Here is a 15929-nt window from a genome sequence, read left to right as displayed (position 1 = left end):
TGTTTCCATAACTAATTCCTAACTCTTCACTTGCACCAACTGCACCCACAAGTACCCCTTAAAATAATTTATTCTTAGTTGGTTTTACTACCGATACTCTTCGCTGCCTCTTCAAACAGTTTCGAACCTTCTTGTGCTTTACTTAGTGATTGATGCATTTTACTTTCGTCTTCTTGATCTAATGCATCAAATAGAAGTTGAAAACAATCCGCATATAGTTCCATCGACTGCTTTATCTTCGCCTGTTCTCCCTGTAACTCAGGAGGCGCTTGTAGATTCTTCAGTTTCGTTGCAGTTGCCTTTGCTCCACCTAAACTCAGTTGTACTTCACTTTTCTTTTGTTTGTATGATTTTACGTCTGAATCTGCTATTCCTTCAATTAATTTCATTGTATCTTCAATTTGAGTAGCACTATTTATGATATCTGCCTTGTACCTTTCAACATCTGAACCAGTTACCTTACCAGTTGAAGAACTAGAAGAAGTTGAATTATTTGAAGAAGAACTTGGTTGACTACTTGATGAGCTACTATTTGTACCTTCACCTTTCGCTACAGATGAGCTATCCTCTTTCTTGCTATCAGTTGACTTACTCTCTTTTTCAGAAGTCTTATTCTCTTTCTCTACCTTTTGCGTTTCTTCTTTCTTTGGTTCAGCTTTCTTACCATCAGTTTCAATTGTAATACAACCACTCAATAACATAACTGGTAGCGCTAAACTTACTAATTTCTTTGCTTTCATGATTACTAATACCCCTTTATTTGTAAAATGTAGTGCAAACAAGTTAATATACTTAACTAATAAATTTCCCTTGAATAATTTATTAAAATCTATTATCCATAGATTTCCTGCATATTCATAATATTTCCATATATAACATTTTACAAAGAATTACATATTTGGTCAAAGGGATTTATGTAGTCCTTAAAAGAAAATTTTAATCACAAAGAAAAGAAGCTAACAATAAATTGTTAACTTCTCAGCTTAAGGAAAAATAGTATCTTTCCTTATCTTCTAATATCTAGGTTGTGATTGAATATTTGTAAGGTGAACATCATACATATCAATGATTTCAAGAAATCTATCAGCTTCACGGAAAACATGGTCTGCTAATAATGGATGAATGATACTCTTTATTTTACATTGCTCAATTAAATCACGTGCTGTTTTCTTAAAATCCCGAAGAGATACAACCGACACGCGATTTTGATCTAAAAATTGATCTAAAAGAGGAGCTGTTTGGGATTGTGGTTTCATAGATTCTAAGTCAATTGCTTGATACATCAATTCATCAAAATCATTGCTAAAATTTCGTGCTGTATCTACAAGCTTTCTTTCCGATGGATCAAGAAGATGACCAATAAATTTAGCATGGTCTGCCATAATCCGTAAAAAGAAAACATTTTCTTTAATAATAGCATCAGGAAGCGCATCTAATTTACCTTCATTTAATTGTATTAAACGTTTTCTAAAATAATCAGCTTCCCTACTTGTATGGTCAACTAAAAGTGGAAAGTTATTTTGTCCTGGCAATTTACATGTGAGAATTAATCCTAAAATTTTTCGTTTAAATCCCCAAATATTAGTTGCGGCTTGTTGTACTTCTGCATTAAATCTTTTTATTTGCTCAGGATCTGTTTCATTTGTATAGGAATGCGCTATTTGTTCAATATGTTCAAACAATCGATAAAATTGATTCGCCTCTTCGATTAATTGCGTATCCTCGCATCTAAACCCTAAGCGAAGAAAAAGAGAATGCTCTTTCATGATTCTAGACCAAAAACGAATTTCATTTAATGAACGCTCAACAAACATTACAGATGTAACACCTGTATCAGGATGTAATGAAGTTTCATCCCTATGCATTGTTAATCCCCCCCAGTAAAATCCCCACTAGTTCCATTCTTATGAGTAAAAATATATATAAATACCATCAATAAAAGTTTATGATGACTCTCTTATACATGTAAAATTAAACTAATATAACCTTAGCTTGATGAACATATACTGCTCCCGCAGAAGAAAAAAAGCTACCACCTAGATGTAAAATCCTACTAGGTGGTAGCCTTTCAAAATTTTTATTAAAGCAATACCGAATCTTTATCACTATCCTGATTACGTTTCTCGCGTTCTTCTTCTAAGCGCTTCATATATACTTCGCCTTCTTTTTCAATAAACTCATTATCCATATCTTGCTCTTTTTTCGAAGTATATAAAACCATGTAGCCACTTAGTACAATCCCGACAATTACAAGATACACCCACCATGGTAAAGTTTCCAAATCACTTCATTCCTTTCCTTAGACAAGCCTTATTAGTTTCACTTTATGAGGAAAGAAGTGGATTTATGCTTAAAATTTTTATTGTGGATGCTTCGCGAAAAACGCTTGTACATATTCCATAAACTCGATTGGTTCCTGACGAAACGGTGCGTGGTATCCTTTTTCAATAATATGAAACGTACTATTTGCAAATAGCCCATGATACAGTTCACCATTTTTCCAAGAAACACTCTTATCATGTCGTCCCCATATAATTAGAGTTGGCACCTTAATTTTATCAGCTTCCATCGCAATGCGGCGCTCTCTCATTTTCGTAAGCTGATCATAATGCTCTTTATCATCACGACTATTTTTCACTTCATTTTTATTATACTTCGTAATCTCAGTTACAGTTTGTAAGTCCGTCGATAGCGGCGGCACTTCATAACTGTCTTTTTGCTGGAAAGACTCTATCCCTGTAGCATCCGCCAAGATGAGATGCGTCACTGCATCCGGATATAAATACGCTAAATTAAGGGACATCTCTCCGCCCATCGAATGACCGAGCACCGCAAACTGATCGTATCCGAGCTTCTTCATTAACTTATAATATAAATTCACTTGCGCAGGAAACGAATACTGAAAATCAACTGGCTTAGAAGAACGCCCAAATCCTAAAATATCAACCGCTATAATCGTGTGATCCTTTACAAGTTCCGGATAAATATCACTAAACCCATCAGATGAACCACCAAACCCATGAAGCATAAGTAAAGGCGGCTTCCCCTCTCCAATTTGCTTAAAATAAATTGTCTGCCCATCAATTTGCGCCATACTCTCTTTCGTATGCAGCTTCATCATAACAGTATCTTTCACTTCTCCAACCTTCGCAATCGGCTTATCGACGAAATTACAAACAATTAACAAAACGAGCACAATACCGCTAATCATATAAAACTTAAACCTTTTCAAAGTTCCCGTCTCCTTTCTCGAATGGCTATTTAAAGTTTTTACATTTTTTGGTTATTTTATGTTCTCTTTTTAATTGTAACTAAAACAGTTACAATTATACTAAAAAAATATAACTCACTTCTATTACTAATGGTTATTCTGTAACTATTATAGTTACATATTTAAAGTAAGTCAATTCTTTTCTCTACATGGCCTGAAAATAGAAAAAGGGACTTCATGTTGAAGTCCCTTTCTTTGTTATTATAGTTGGCTTACTCCGCCGCCGTCGCCTTTATTATCTGCTGGTGCTCCTCCTGTGTCGCCAATGTTAACGTAGTCTGGTCTTGCTGGTGCTCCGCCACCATCACCTCTATTTAAAGCATGTTGTTCAGACTCTGTAAAAGCAGTAAGCCCTAATGAAAGTAGTATTACTAAACCTGCTATCAATACATTAATTTTTTTCATTTATTTTAGCGCTCCTTCTTTTAAAAGTTTTTTTCGAGCTTGGCTACTAATATAAAAGTATTTACTAGCCTTTTCATGTTTTTCTTCTTGATAAAATTTATAAGCTAATATTTCTGCGTATTCCTTAACACAATCTAAAAGGGAGTGTTCTTCAAAATACGAAATACTTTCCACAGTTACTTTCTCTAACTCATTAGCACTCGAATTAATATTTAATTCCTTCAATATCATAAAGCGATGTTGAAATTCTTTATTTTGCAACTCATTACAAATTTTCAGCCCTAGTTCTATTAAGTTATTAGCAATTTCTATTTTGCCCAGTTTATAATTTTCCTCTGCTTCAGTAAAAATCGCTTTAAAATGCTTAGGCATTTTCTTAGTCACTTCACTTAAATGTCTAATTGCCAAATCTGATAAATTCTGACTACTATATAACCACCCTAAGTTACTTCTAACCATTAAAATATGTTTTTCTTCTTTATCATGTTGTTGAAGTAAATGGATTGCGGTATTAAAACTTTCCTCCGCTAACTCAAACTGTTTAAAATCAATACAACATAATCCTATGAAGTTATGACACAACGCCACGTTTCCTTCGTAACCTTTATGTTCACAAAATATTTCTTTCGCCTTTTTGATATAATCTAAAGCTAACATTTGCTGATATACTTGATAGTAAAAATATCCCATCCGATAATTAAACTCCGCATGTTCTATCGGATCTGCAATATATTTCAATAACTTCTCAGCTTGCTCATACTGTTCTTTCGCTTCGTTATAATTTGAAATTAATGTGCAATGAAACCCTTTAAAAAAGTGATAATAATAAGCTAAAAAGCCCTCTGTTGGAATTTCGAAAGATTCCACTTTATCAAAACTATCTTCTCTAACTGAAATCCAATCAACTAATGCATCATATCTAAAATTCAACAACGCATGATAAAGTAATACATCCTGATCCACATCCAACCCACTAATCTTACTTTCAATCTCCTCTTTCATTTCTGTGGCCTTCTCTATATTTTGCTGCAACATTACACGATACCAATCATCTAAAGAATGTTTCATTTGCTCCCGCGTTACTACATCTGCTCCCATACACTCGCATCCCCTTTTCTCCAAAATTACAAAATTAGGATTTTTATACAATTATTAAAATTGTATATTACCACTCCTTTTCTATGTATTGAAAAATAATTATCAGAAAATTTAATATTTTAATTAATTATACCAAAGTTTTCCTTTTTAATAACTTGAGAAATAATTGTCAGAAAACTTACTAGAATAAATAAAAAAGCAAGCAGTTCCAGCACTCCGCTAAAACTACTTGCTCTCCTACTTACTATCTCTATTTTTACTCTTTAATAAATTCCTTCGTACTTCTCACTGTATCAATTGGACGAACTAATTTTTCAATTTCTTCACGTTTTGGCTCTAGGAATGGAGGTAAAGATAATTTTTCGCCAAGTGTTTCGTATGGCTCATCTCCCATAAATCCTGGGCCATCTGTTGCAAATTCAAATAAAATTTGTGGTGCAACTCTTGCATATAATGATTCGAAGAAGTGACGGTTTACATATCCAGATGAAGGAAGTCCTACGCTACTAATTCTCTCAATCCATTCTTCTAATACAGCGCGATCTTCTACGCGGAATGCCGCATGGTGCACTGTACCAAAACCTTGTTGTGCTTCAGGAAGAACTGTATTATGTTCTACGATGACAGAGGCACCGTTTCCACCTTCGTTCACTTCAAATAAATAGAATTCTCCTTCTTGCGCAATCTCTTTAAATAATAAAACTTTTTCTAACACTTCTTTAAAGAAGCTAAAGTTCGCGATACGAATGAATACAGGTCCTAAACCAGTAATTGCGTATTCTAATGGTACTGGCCCGTTTTGCCAAGGTGTACCTGATTCGATCCCTTTATCTAATTCATCAGAGATTAATTGATATTGTTGGTCATCAAAATCAATGAAAGATAGAGTTTTCTTACCAAATTGCTCTTTAATTCCTGTATGTTCTACTTCCAAACGGTCAAAGCGTTTCACCCAATACTCTAATGCTGCATCAGTCGGAACACGGAATGAAGTTTTTGAAATTTCATTTGTACCGTGTACACCTTTCGGAACACCTGGGAAATCAAAGAATGTCATATCTGTTCCTGCACTACCTTTATCATCTGCAAAGAATAAATGATACGTTTGAATATCATCTTGGTTTACTGTTTTCTTAACTAAACGCATTCCTAAAACGTGAGTGAAAAACTCATAGTTTTTTTCTGCACTACTTGTAATCGCTGTAACGTGGTGAATTCCTTTTAATTGGTTCATTTTATATTCCTCCAATGTTTTTTAATTTATATTTTCTCTCCTATTACTTCTCTTCAATAGGTGCTAAATTCGCTTCAATTTCTGCTCGCTGATCTTCTAAGAACGGTGGTAAATCAAGTTTTTCTCCTAAATGTTCCACATCTCCATCAACTGTAAATCCTGGTCCATCTGTCGCAATTTCAAAAAGGATTCCGTTTGATTCACGGAAATATAAGCTTTTAAAGTAGAAACGGTCGATGATTCCTGAAGAATGGAAGCCTCTTTGTTTCACCTGTTCTTCCCAATAAGCAAGCTCTGCATCGTTTTTCACGCGAATTGCTAAGTGGTGAATGCTACCGCGGCCCGGTTTTTCAGTAGGACCATCTAAATATTTCACAACGATTTCTCCAAAGGCTTCTCCTTTAATAGACTGAAAAATTGCTTCCTCTTCGCTTCGGCTAACCTCTGTATAACCAAACATCTCTGTAAGTGTACTCGCCATTTTATCAAGTCTACGAACTGTCATTTCTACAGAACCCATTCCTTGAATTTGATGCTTTGCAGGAACTTCTGATTTCTCCCAAGTTTCCCAGTGCTCTACTTTTTCTCCGTTTGAAACGAGTAGTACTAAGCGAAGACCTTCAGCATCCTCAAATTGTAAAGCAGGACGATTTGCATATGTTGTCATCTCACTATGTTTCACATCAAATTTCTCAAATCGTTCTTTCCAGTAATGTAAGCTTTCCTCTGAAGGAACGAGTAATCCAATTCGCGTAATCGCATTTGTACCGCGATATGTTCTTCCTACTAAAGGAATTTCAAAAAATGATAACTCTGTACCCGGACTTCCTGTTTTATCTCCGTAAAATAAATGGTACATTGACGGATCATCTTGGTTTACTGTCATTTTCACACGACGTAAACCAAGTACATTTTTATAAAAGTGATTATTCTCACTTCCGTTTTTTGTAACCATTGAAATGTGATGGTGCCCTTTAATTTCATACATTGATAATTCCTCCGTTTCATTTTACTAGTCAAGTGATAACTAAAAAATAATATGCTTCTTAGCTTTTCAATTTATTCTCATTATGTTTTTGTAAATTCATCTTAATTTTTACTAAATAAGTTACTTCGTTTTTTAATCGAAAGCAACTGAGTATATGTTTTTCATATGACTCAATCGCTGTCGTTACTATCACTTTACAACTCAAGTGATTAAAAAGCAAGTAATTTATCTCAAATTCGAGATATTTTTTTATTGGATAACATTTTGAACCGGAGAATGATGAATTTCTATATGAAATAGCGTCATAAAAATGTAGATTTACAACGCTAAGTCCATTTCCTTTTCTTCATAAAGTGAAACTTTAATCAGCCCTCACCAATCGGACTTTAATGGGCAGCCCGACCCCCACCTAAATTCTTTGCTTTCGCTGAATTTTGAGTTAGGGGTCTTACTGCCCATTAAAGCGGGATAAATTGAAATTTAATGACTTAACATTATGCTTATCTTAGGAGCGAGGTATTTTATCGGTGAGTGTATACAAACCATGTAATGCTTGCTGTTAATAATGCTGACGAAATCAAAGCTGTAAGAACACTATATGTTTGCCACATAAGTATTGTTGACCAATCGAAAGCGCAGCACAGTATACCCAGAGCAATCGTAGCGATCAGGAAAATAACTGTTACGGTTATTCTCTTTTTTGTCATTGGCTGTCGCTCATTCGTTCTCCTTCTGCGTAATCCTAAGAGAAATAGCAAAACGGCCAATAGGCAAAAAATAATTGTGATAGACGACAAAATGATATCCAAAAGCTGTGTGCCGCTTATTTCATATGACTGAGTTAGATTGCCTTCTAATATATCTTTAACTTTTAGTACCATGTTTGTATTGGTATTTGTGCCGTTGCTCAGCAAGGAGACGGCTGTTCGTTCATTTGGCAGTATGACTACTTCGGTTCTGAAATTTGGATTGCCCCCAGTGTGTTCTATAATCGTTTGTTCGTCATTTACGGACCAACCTGCCGCATAATACATACCGTTGACAGCCGAAACAGACATATCACCCCTATGTGATTTTCCGATAACCGTGTGAAATATTTCGGGTATGTCCTGCACGATACCCATCTGTATGCCCAGCCAACGAGCCATATCTTTTGTATTAGAAATGATGTAGCCTGCGGGTTTATTCCCAGCATAATCCGGAGCTTTAAATGGAGTTGTCATAAAAAAGGAAGAACGGTAGCCCTGTGCCAACTGTCCAGTAGCTTGAGCATCTTCTTTATAAACATACGTCTGGTGAAGACCTAGCGGCTGAAATACCTGTTCCTTCATAAAGTCTTCATAGCTTTGTCGCGACACAATCTCAATAACCAAACCCAATACGTCATAATTAACGGTTCCATAGTTATACTGTTCACCGGGAGGGAACGCCAATTCAGCATCAACGAGCATTTCCACAGTCTTTTGCAACATATCCGGTGTATTGCCTTGTGGAATATTTTGAAGATGCCTAATATTTGTTAGACCACTGGTATGGTGAAGAAAGTTATTTAGTGTAAGACTTTGCATATCAACAAGTTTCCCTTGATACTTTAATGTAAACCAAGGTAAATATTTTTGGACAGGGTCAGTCATTGAAAGCAGCCCTTGCTCTTCCAATAGCATAATACCCATACCGGTAAAAGCTTTACTGACCGACGCTAACTCATAGAGTGTATTTTCACTTGCAGACAACCCCTTTTCACGGTCTGCATACCCTGAAGAAAAGTAGAACACTTCATCATCAGCAAGTATTGAGATTGACATTCCCGGCACACCTGATATACGACAGGCATCATCTAGCAACGCTTGTATTGCCGCAGATTGAGAATCTGACAACGCATAACTTTGTGTTGCAAATCCTGAGAATAATATAAATATCGTTAATACAAAAACAATAATCTTTTTCATAAACTCTCCTTTTTGGAAAATTATAAGAGAATAATATAAATAACCTCCTTTTACAACTACGAAACTAAATTTTAATTCATCTTTCTATTCACCTGTATAATATCAAATAATTACGAATAGTTACACTTGAACGAACAGATGGATTTAATTTGAAACAACTTTAAAGAGCCTTGCTACGTAGAATGTAGTAAGGCTCTTAGCTTTTTAATAATCAAAATTCAATAACTTTATTATCATTATACAACAGCCTCACTAAGCATATTAACACTTAATGAGGCCACTTTATTCACACTATTAATTATGGAACGACGGCTTATAGAACGAACGATTATCAAGCGCAAAGACACGCTCTGTATATTCGCCTGGTTTTGTGCGTCCTAATGCGCGGTCCATCATGTTCATTTTTGCATCTAAGTTATCGATGTAATGCAGAATTTCTGCTTCTTTTACTAATGGTGGTTTTGGACTACCCCATTCTGCTTTTCCGTGGTGAGAAAGGACGATGTGTTGAAGAATTAATACTTCTTCTGCATCAATTTGCAGCTCGTCTGCTGCTTTACCAATTTCGTTTACCATAATAGAAATGTGGCCTAGTAAGTTTCCTTCTAACGTATACGTTGTAGAAATTGGGCCAGATAATTCAATTACTTTACCAAGGTCATGTAAAATAACACCTGCATATAGTAAGTCTTTATCTAACGATGGGTATAGATTTGAGATAGCTTTCGCTAAATCAAGCATTGATACGACGTGATAAGCTAGTCCAGATACGAACTCGTGATGGTTCTTTGTCGCTGCTGGATAGTCTAAAAATTCGTTTTGATGCTTATTTAATAAATGTCTTGTTAGACGTTGAATGTTCGGGTTTCTCATTTCAAATATGTATTGCGTAATTTTCTCAACCATATCTTCTTTTTTCACTGGTGCTTTTTCTACGAAGTCTGAGATATCTGTTACTTCATTTTCATTCGCAACACGAATTTGTTTCACACGTAATTGAATACGTCCTTTGTAGTTTAAAATATCTCCAGCTACTTTCACGATTGTTTCCGCTACATATTGTTTCTCAACTTCTGGTGATACGTCCCATAGCTTCGCTTCAATATCTCCACTTGGATCTTGTAAGATTACTGTTAAAAATGGCTTTCCATTGCTTGCGATACCTTTTGTCGCTGTTTTAATTAACAAGAAAATATCGACTTGTTCACCAACTTCATATTCTGCAATTTTCTTTTTCATTCGAATTCCTCCACCAAATCAGTTACTTTTAGTATAGCACACTACAACTCATTTTCTTTACGCATATGTGTTAATTTTATAATCTGTTTTTCTGTAAAATACGCGAGTAAATGCGCATGACATGTAAAGAATATGACTTGTCTATCCTTTGCAATTTCCTTTATAAGTTCAATCGTTCGATTCGTCCTTACCGCATCAAAATGCACGAAACTATCATCAATAATAAATGGATAATCATGTTCGAATGTTTTCGCGAGTGCAAATCTCAGCGATAAATATAACTGCTCCGCTGTCGCTTGGCTTAGTTCATGACTGTAAAAACGCATACCATCGTTACGTTCAACGATAAACGGTTCTGCCTCTGACGGTGAAAAGATTTTACTATATCGTCCGCCTGTTAAATAGACGAAATACTCTTCTGATTTTTGTAAAATACGAGGAAGATGTACTTCATGATAATATTGCTTCGTTTTCGTTAACACTGTCTTTGCGGCCGCATAAGCAGCCCACTTCTTTACTTGTTCACGCACTTGCGCTTTTTTCATTTCCCATTCATGCATTAAATCGCCGTACGTACTACCTTCTTCTAAATTCGCAATTTCCATACGATGTTTCGCAATACGCTCTGTCAGTTCTTTTTCCTTTGTAAGACAGTTTTGCACGGCTGTCAGTTCTTGCTTTAATTTTTCATCATACCCGTCAGCCTCATAATGTTCAGCTAATGATAAGTTCGTTAAACGCTGTTCCAACAGATCAATTTGCGGTAATAAACGCCCCACTTGTTTCTCAGCATCTTCACGTTTTTCCGCTAGTTTACCTACTTCTAAAAACATCTCTTCATCTGTAGCCTCTGCAATATGCCATAAACCATCTCGTTCTACTAACAGATGTTTCAATCGTTCTTGCATAAACTCATATTCTTCTTGCCATTCCGCCAGTTTTTCTTTTAACTGCTTACAAGTTTGGCGCTTCTCTTTCTCATTTTGCATACGGCTTTGTGCCTCGTGTAGCTTACTATACTCCGCACTACCGATAACAGTTTCTAGTTTATGTTCAAATTGCGAAATCATTTCAAATAATGAAGATTTGCGCTCACTTTTCTTCTCTAAATCACGATATAATTGCTGCATTTTTTCAATACGCTCAAACGCCGGCAATATGTGTGCATACGTATAAAATTCAGGAAACATATAGCGCGTTTTATATGCATCGACTTGTTCTCCCGCCTGGAACGTTTCTCTCTCCCATTCCTCATACGATGAAACGACTTTATCATACGCTCGTTCCATTTGCTGTAACTTATATGACTCACGCTCAAATAGTTTACGTATCTCTTCATCTTTTTCTAACTCATAGCGCACAGACATCGCTTCTTCACTTTGTCTTCCGCCAGCACTTTGCTGAAGTGTAAGGAGCTCTTCTTGTAATCCACTTGATGGATCTTTATATAAAACAAGGGCGAGAACAATCCCTACAAAAACAATGACACTAATAAATAAGAGCGCTCGGTTATCTATAAATAAGCTTGTGAATAAAACGCCTGTGTTAATAAGAAGTAATAGAAGACAAACTCTTTGCCACTGCTTTTTCTTTTGCTTAGCTGTTCCTGCTTTTTCCTCATACTTGCGCTTCATTCTCTCTGCGCCTATACCGATAAACGCCGCATCTTGGAACGATTTCTCTTTCTCAACTAACACATTTCTCTCTTCATCCACTAACATTTGTTTCTTAATTTGTCTTATATTTTCTTCTTGTTCTTCTAATTGCTCTTGCGCTACTTTAAAACGATCATCGAGCTGTGCTTTTTGCGTTTCTAATTCGCGCGCCTTTTGCACTGTTTGCGTAATTAACTCTTTCGTTGCCAAACTCATATCAAATGAAAGAACTGTTTCCTTTTCAAAAGTAGCACCAATTTGTTGTTCCAGTTCTGCGATTTCTTCTTTTATATTCGTAATCGTTCCTGTCAGATCACGCATTTCTTGGCGTGCATTTTCGTAAGACATATGCTGCATTCGAAGTTCTTCTACATAACTTTCTTTTTGCAAAAACTCTTCATCTATTTGAATCGATTCCATTTCAGATTGCACATTCTCAATTTTTTTATGAAGTGAGTCCACTTGTAATTGAAGCGGCTCCATCTTCGCCTTAATTGCTTCATAACGCGCCATTCCGTTTACAGGAAACTCCCCGCTCTCGTTCTCTAACACTTTCTCATGCGCACGCTTTTCAATAACGAGTGGCTCAAGCGCTGCTAATATTTCATAATCTTGCTTTCGTTTTTCTGCACTCTCTTTTTCCCCGCGAACAGAAGCAAGCTTCTCTTCACTTTCTTTTAACTGCTCCACTTGCTTTTCATACGTGCCAATTTTCCCTTGCCACTCTTTCATCTTCTCTTCAAGTTTCTTCATCTCTTGCAATGACACGTTAATTTCTGGTTTACGACCACTCGGCTTAAAGCGCTGGTCCATTTCTTTTTCTAGCTTTTTATCTAACTGCAATAGCGCATCACTTCCGACTGCGCTTGCTGAAAATAAATAATTGCCAATATCCGCTTCACCAAGCTGATGAATGTTTTGAAGGCCATGCATATCAAATGAAAAGACAGATTCAAATAAACTTTCATTCATCCCGCTTAATATATCGTGTAAAATTTCCTCGCCGCCCGTTTTCCCGTCTTCAAAATAAACGGTCACCTCGCCAGCTGCCATCTTTGGCAATCGTTCAATTTTCAAACGGCCGTACTTCTCTGTTTGCACAGTCATCGCACCGCCATACTTGCCGCCTTCTTTCGGCTCATAACGGCGCTGTCCTCTCGTCGGAAAACCGAATAAAATACTTTTCATAAATGAGCGAATTGTTGATTTCCCCGCTTCATTTTCACCATATAACACTGTCAGCATTGACAGATCCATTTCCACATTTTCTAATTTTCCGTACCCATAAATATGGAGTTTTTCAATTCTCATTTCTTATCCCTCTCTTGCTGGAATAATTGTTCTAAAATAATATTTTCTGCTTCCTTTTGAATCTCTTTCTTCTCTTCCTCTGTAAAAGATTCAATACTATTACGTGCTACAGGAGATGTCCAAATCGTGCGCAACACGCCGTCCATATTGGTGAAAGCTTCTAACTCCTTCAGCACACTACCGACGAAATGATTTTCTTCTTTCAAACGCTCGATTTCTGCAAAAGAGACTGTCTCATTTTTCCACTTCATCGTATATACGAAATCTTTTCGCTCTTCACCAGATGCTAAAATATGAAAAATCTCTTCTACGCGCTTTTCATCACGTAAATAAGGAGAAAGTGGCCCTTGTCCTGTAAATACGACAGTAAGTAGCGTCCCTTCCTCTTCTCTTCGGCATTCATTCATCGCACTCGATACGCTCGTCATCAGTTCATCAACAGTTTCAAGTCCATCAATATTCACTTCTATCTCATCCCACACAACATCCGCCGTATGGAAAAATGAACATTGCGTTCCTTGTTTTGTAAGTTCAATAAGGTACGCACCCTTTTCCCCTGTCTCCTTACGATGACGACCTTGTATATTCCCCGGATAAATAATATACGGCTCTTCTGATAAAATTTCACGTTTATGTATATGGCCAAGAGCCCAATAATCAAACTGCTTTTCTTTCAGCTCACGAATTTGAAACGGCGCATAGCGATTATGCTCTGCATCCCCTTCCACACTTCCGTGAAGCATACCAATATGAAAAGGCGCATCACTCATTTTCGTATACTGCGCTGTCATATTATCCGTTACCGCTTGCTGCAAATAACTAAAACCGTAAATAGAAGCTAACAACTCACCATTTTTATAAAATGATTTCTCTTCTACATAAGGCTCCGTAAACACGTGAACATTTTCCGGAAACTCAATTGCTGCCCAGCTTCCCCCTAAATGATCGTGGTTACCGTGAATAATAAAAACAGGGATATCGTACTGCGAAAGTCTCTTCATTTGCTCGCGCACAAACACTTGCGCTCTCAAACTTCTCGTCTCCGCATCATACAAATCCCCGGCTAGCAATAAGAAATCAACGCGCTCTTGAATCGCTTTATCAACAATACGCTCGAACGATTCAAACGTACTCTGCTTCATTCTCTCCCAAACAGACTGCGGTACATTCATCTCCATCCCTTTAAATGGACTATCCAAATGCAAATCAGCCGCATGTATAAACTTTACTTGTTTCACAAATAACGATCCTTTCTATGTTTCAAAAGTTTCACCTTATTGTAACACGCAATGTCATATATTTCTTTGCATATTCTAGTGATTTATGCCAAAATAGTTATAAGATTCTGATTTTATTATTGGAGGGAATTTTCATGGGAGTATACGTTCTAACAGTCTTTGAAAAAGATGGTTCTAAAGCATTAGACGAATCATTCGAGGCGGCAACTGAAAAAGAAGCGAAAGCAAAAGGTGAATCTATTTTAAAAGAAAAAGGATTGTATGAGAAAACACATCGCTGCACATCTTCTGCAGGTAAGCTCGTTTTATTCCAGCGCTAAAAAAAGAAGCGTCATCCGCTTCTTTTTCACTCTACTATATCTTCGTCACACCACGTAAACACCACATCTAGAATGCGATTACCGATACGTACGCGTTTATTCCATTTACCTGTTTGGATCTGATGTTGCAATTCTGCTTTCATCTTTTCCGTCCAGTCGTGAATCGTTTCACTACCGTCGTACGGATATACGCTCGGAAACTCTTTCTGCAATAGATGCAAGCTCTCTGCATCAAAATGAAAATGGAAGAAGTAGTTTGCTGTAAGCGATGGTTCTTGTAATCGTAAAAAATGATCATCAATTTGCTTTCTATTTCTATAGAAAGTAAAGATATTCACTTTACCACTCGTAATTTGGTCAATTTGAATTTCGTGCTTCTCTATAATCACGTCTTGTCCACCTCGTTGTATACTATCTTTAGTATATATGTCTTTTGCAACAAAGTTAACCATTTTCGTGCGAAATTCATTTCCTTCATTATAATTCCTGTACCTCCATATGCAATCAGGATAAATAAAAACAAAGTTGAAGGGGAGCGATCACATGTATTTCGGAAGCAAAGGTTGGTATGTAAAAGAACTTAAAAAATTAGGTATCCGTACTTATGAAGGTAAAAAACTAGAATCTTATCGTACGCATGTGTTATCTAGTTTACTTGAGAGAATGAAGAAGGCTTCGGCTTAATTGATGTAGGAAGCAACTACGGTTGCTTCCTTTTTATATAGTGGAAAAAAAGAAATAATTCTATCTTAACGTTCTATCTTTACCGTTATACTCTCTTGATAAAAACCACCCATTATTAACTGAATCTCTATTACCAAATCTCTTTCTAGATAATCATTCGTACATACTTTAAATTTCCCATACTTATTAACCCGTCCGCTTCCAACATACATATCACCACTTGTTATGACAATTGTTGAATGAGGTTCTGCACGACCCAACACAAAATTATGACCATATTCCACAGAAGCTATCGTTATTTTTTGATGCATATTATTAATTGAACCTATACATTTCTTTTTACGCAAATTAGCATTACTTTCTTCAGCCATCGAAAACGCTAGATTCCTGTTAATCTTTTCTGAAGACGAAGCAACATTCCCCAGCCAAATAAACCTATCAAATGTAGTAATAAGTAGAAACATCTACGCTAACTCCCCCATTCTTCCTTTCCCACATTAAAAACGTCTGTGTAATGCAATTAGAGCGTTCTTAAAT

At 36.3% G+C, this 15929-nt stretch carries 16 protein-coding genes; 2 read left to right on the top strand and 14 right to left on the bottom strand.

What is annotated here, in order from left to right; genetic code table 11:
• Positions 1-74: 74 nt before the first annotated feature.
• The 12 genes from CGQ22_RS22495 to CGQ22_RS22440 form a co-directional block, all read right to left on the bottom strand.
• Positions 75-740 carry a DUF7018 domain-containing (lipo)protein gene (locus CGQ22_RS22495; protein WP_089149385.1) on the bottom strand — a complete coding sequence of 222 codons (666 nt, stop codon included), beginning with the start codon at positions 738-740 and terminating at the stop codon, positions 75-77.
• 273 nt (positions 741-1013) lie between these two features.
• A complete protein-coding gene (locus CGQ22_RS22490) occupies positions 1014-1865 on the bottom strand; it encodes a DUF2935 domain-containing protein (protein ID WP_089149384.1) in 852 nt (283 codons plus the stop codon).
• A 215-nt stretch (positions 1866-2080) separates the two neighbouring features.
• Positions 2081-2281, bottom strand: coding sequence for a sporulation YhaL family protein (locus tag CGQ22_RS22485; protein ID WP_000449223.1), 201 nt, complete (start codon positions 2279-2281; stop codon positions 2081-2083).
• Between the two features lie 78 nt (positions 2282-2359).
• Positions 2360-3232: an alpha/beta fold hydrolase gene (locus tag CGQ22_RS22480; RefSeq protein ID WP_000819476.1), complete on the bottom strand. Its 873-nt coding sequence runs from the start codon at positions 3230-3232 to the stop codon at positions 2360-2362.
• A 240-nt stretch (positions 3233-3472) separates the two neighbouring features.
• Complete coding sequence (locus CGQ22_RS22475) at positions 3473-3676, bottom strand: hypothetical protein (protein ID WP_000723609.1); 204 nt, start codon at positions 3674-3676, stop codon at positions 3473-3475.
• The gene (locus CGQ22_RS22470) at positions 3677-4774 is read right to left on the bottom strand and encodes a response regulator aspartate phosphatase (protein ID WP_000500590.1); all 1098 of its coding nucleotides are present in this window, start codon (positions 4772-4774) and stop codon (positions 3677-3679) included. It abuts the gene before it with no gap.
• A gap of 256 nt (positions 4775-5030) precedes the next feature.
• Entirely contained in the window at positions 5031-6008 is a 978-nt protein-coding gene (locus tag CGQ22_RS22465) for a ring-cleaving dioxygenase (protein WP_001072575.1), read from the bottom strand.
• Positions 6009-6051: 43 nt separating this feature from the next.
• Complete coding sequence (locus CGQ22_RS22460; protein WP_089149383.1) at positions 6052-6996, bottom strand: ring-cleaving dioxygenase; 945 nt, start codon at positions 6994-6996, stop codon at positions 6052-6054.
• A 521-nt stretch (positions 6997-7517) separates the two neighbouring features.
• Complete coding sequence (locus CGQ22_RS22455; protein WP_089149382.1) at positions 7518-8945, bottom strand: serine hydrolase domain-containing protein; 1428 nt, start codon at positions 8943-8945, stop codon at positions 7518-7520.
• 294 nt (positions 8946-9239) lie between these two features.
• Positions 9240-10184: a 3'-5' exoribonuclease YhaM gene (gene yhaM / locus CGQ22_RS22450; protein WP_000726638.1), complete on the bottom strand. Its 945-nt coding sequence runs from the start codon at positions 10182-10184 to the stop codon at positions 9240-9242.
• A gap of 41 nt (positions 10185-10225) precedes the next feature.
• On the bottom strand, positions 10226-13150 hold the full coding sequence (locus CGQ22_RS22445) for an ATP-binding protein (RefSeq protein ID WP_089149381.1): 2925 nt from the start codon (positions 13148-13150) through the stop codon (positions 10226-10228).
• Entirely contained in the window at positions 13147-14388 is a 1242-nt protein-coding gene (locus CGQ22_RS22440) for a metallophosphoesterase family protein (RefSeq protein WP_000815719.1), read from the bottom strand. Before CGQ22_RS22440 ends, CGQ22_RS22445 begins: the two co-directional genes overlap by 4 nt.
• A 134-nt stretch (positions 14389-14522) precedes the next feature.
• On the opposite strand from CGQ22_RS22440, the gene CGQ22_RS22435 reads away from it, so the two are divergent.
• On the top strand, positions 14523-14708 hold the full coding sequence (locus CGQ22_RS22435) for a YhzD family protein (protein ID WP_000539547.1): 186 nt from the start codon (positions 14523-14525) through the stop codon (positions 14706-14708).
• A 26-nt stretch (positions 14709-14734) separates the two neighbouring features.
• On the opposite strand, the gene CGQ22_RS22430 is transcribed toward CGQ22_RS22435, so the two are convergent.
• On the bottom strand, positions 14735-15097 hold the full coding sequence (locus CGQ22_RS22430; protein WP_000582785.1) for a hypothetical protein: 363 nt from the start codon (positions 15095-15097) through the stop codon (positions 14735-14737).
• A 154-nt stretch (positions 15098-15251) separates the two neighbouring features.
• Between CGQ22_RS22430 and CGQ22_RS22425 the strand changes: the two genes are divergently transcribed.
• On the top strand, positions 15252-15392 hold the full coding sequence (locus CGQ22_RS22425) for a YflJ family protein (RefSeq protein WP_000273536.1): 141 nt from the start codon (positions 15252-15254) through the stop codon (positions 15390-15392).
• Positions 15393-15457: 65 nt separating this feature from the next.
• Here CGQ22_RS22425 and CGQ22_RS22420 read toward each other — a convergent pair whose 3' ends face one another.
• Positions 15458-15856 (bottom strand): hypothetical protein, encoded by a 399-nt coding sequence (locus CGQ22_RS22420; RefSeq protein WP_046945955.1) that lies wholly within the window; start codon positions 15854-15856, stop codon positions 15458-15460.
• Between the last annotated feature and the right edge of the window lie 73 nt (positions 15857-15929).

Source organism: Bacillus sp. M13(2017) (genome assembly GCF_002218325.1).
Lineage (GTDB): Bacteria > Bacillota > Bacilli > Bacillales > Bacillaceae_G > Bacillus_A > Bacillus_A thuringiensis_K.
Note: the sequence above shows the minus strand (reverse complement) of the source record. Positions and strands in the feature narration are given on the sequence as shown.

Bases quoted from the DNA above. Each gene is read 5' to 3' on its own strand.
- CGQ22_RS22455 (WP_089149382.1), bottom strand. From the start codon at position 8,945: ATGAAAAAGATTATTGTTTTTGTATTAACGATATTTATATTATTCTCA.
- CGQ22_RS22420 (WP_046945955.1), bottom strand. From the start codon at position 15,856: ATGTTTCTACTTATTACTACATTTGATAGGTTTATTTGGCTGGGGAAT.
- CGQ22_RS22460 (WP_089149383.1), bottom strand. From the start codon at position 6,996: ATGTATGAAATTAAAGGGCACCATCACATTTCAATGGTTACAAAAAAC.
- CGQ22_RS22435 (WP_000539547.1), top strand. From the start codon at position 14,523: ATGGGAGTATACGTTCTAACAGTCTTTGAAAAAGATGGTTCTAAAGCA.
- CGQ22_RS22465 (WP_001072575.1), bottom strand. From the start codon at position 6,008: ATGAACCAATTAAAAGGAATTCACCACGTTACAGCGATTACAAGTAGT.
- CGQ22_RS22470 (WP_000500590.1), bottom strand. From the start codon at position 4,774: ATGGGAGCAGATGTAGTAACGCGGGAGCAAATGAAACATTCTTTAGAT.
- CGQ22_RS22490 (WP_089149384.1), bottom strand. From the start codon at position 1,865: ATGCATAGGGATGAAACTTCATTACATCCTGATACAGGTGTTACATCT.
- CGQ22_RS22495 (WP_089149385.1), bottom strand. From the start codon at position 740: ATGAAAGCAAAGAAATTAGTAAGTTTAGCGCTACCAGTTATGTTATTG.
- yhaM (WP_000726638.1), bottom strand. From the start codon at position 10,184: ATGAAAAAGAAAATTGCAGAATATGAAGTTGGTGAACAAGTCGATATT.
- CGQ22_RS22445 (WP_089149381.1), bottom strand. From the start codon at position 13,150: ATGAGAATTGAAAAACTCCATATTTATGGGTACGGAAAATTAGAAAAT.
- CGQ22_RS22475 (WP_000723609.1), bottom strand. From the start codon at position 3,676: ATGAAAAAAATTAATGTATTGATAGCAGGTTTAGTAATACTACTTTCA.
- CGQ22_RS22425 (WP_000273536.1), top strand. From the start codon at position 15,252: ATGTATTTCGGAAGCAAAGGTTGGTATGTAAAAGAACTTAAAAAATTA.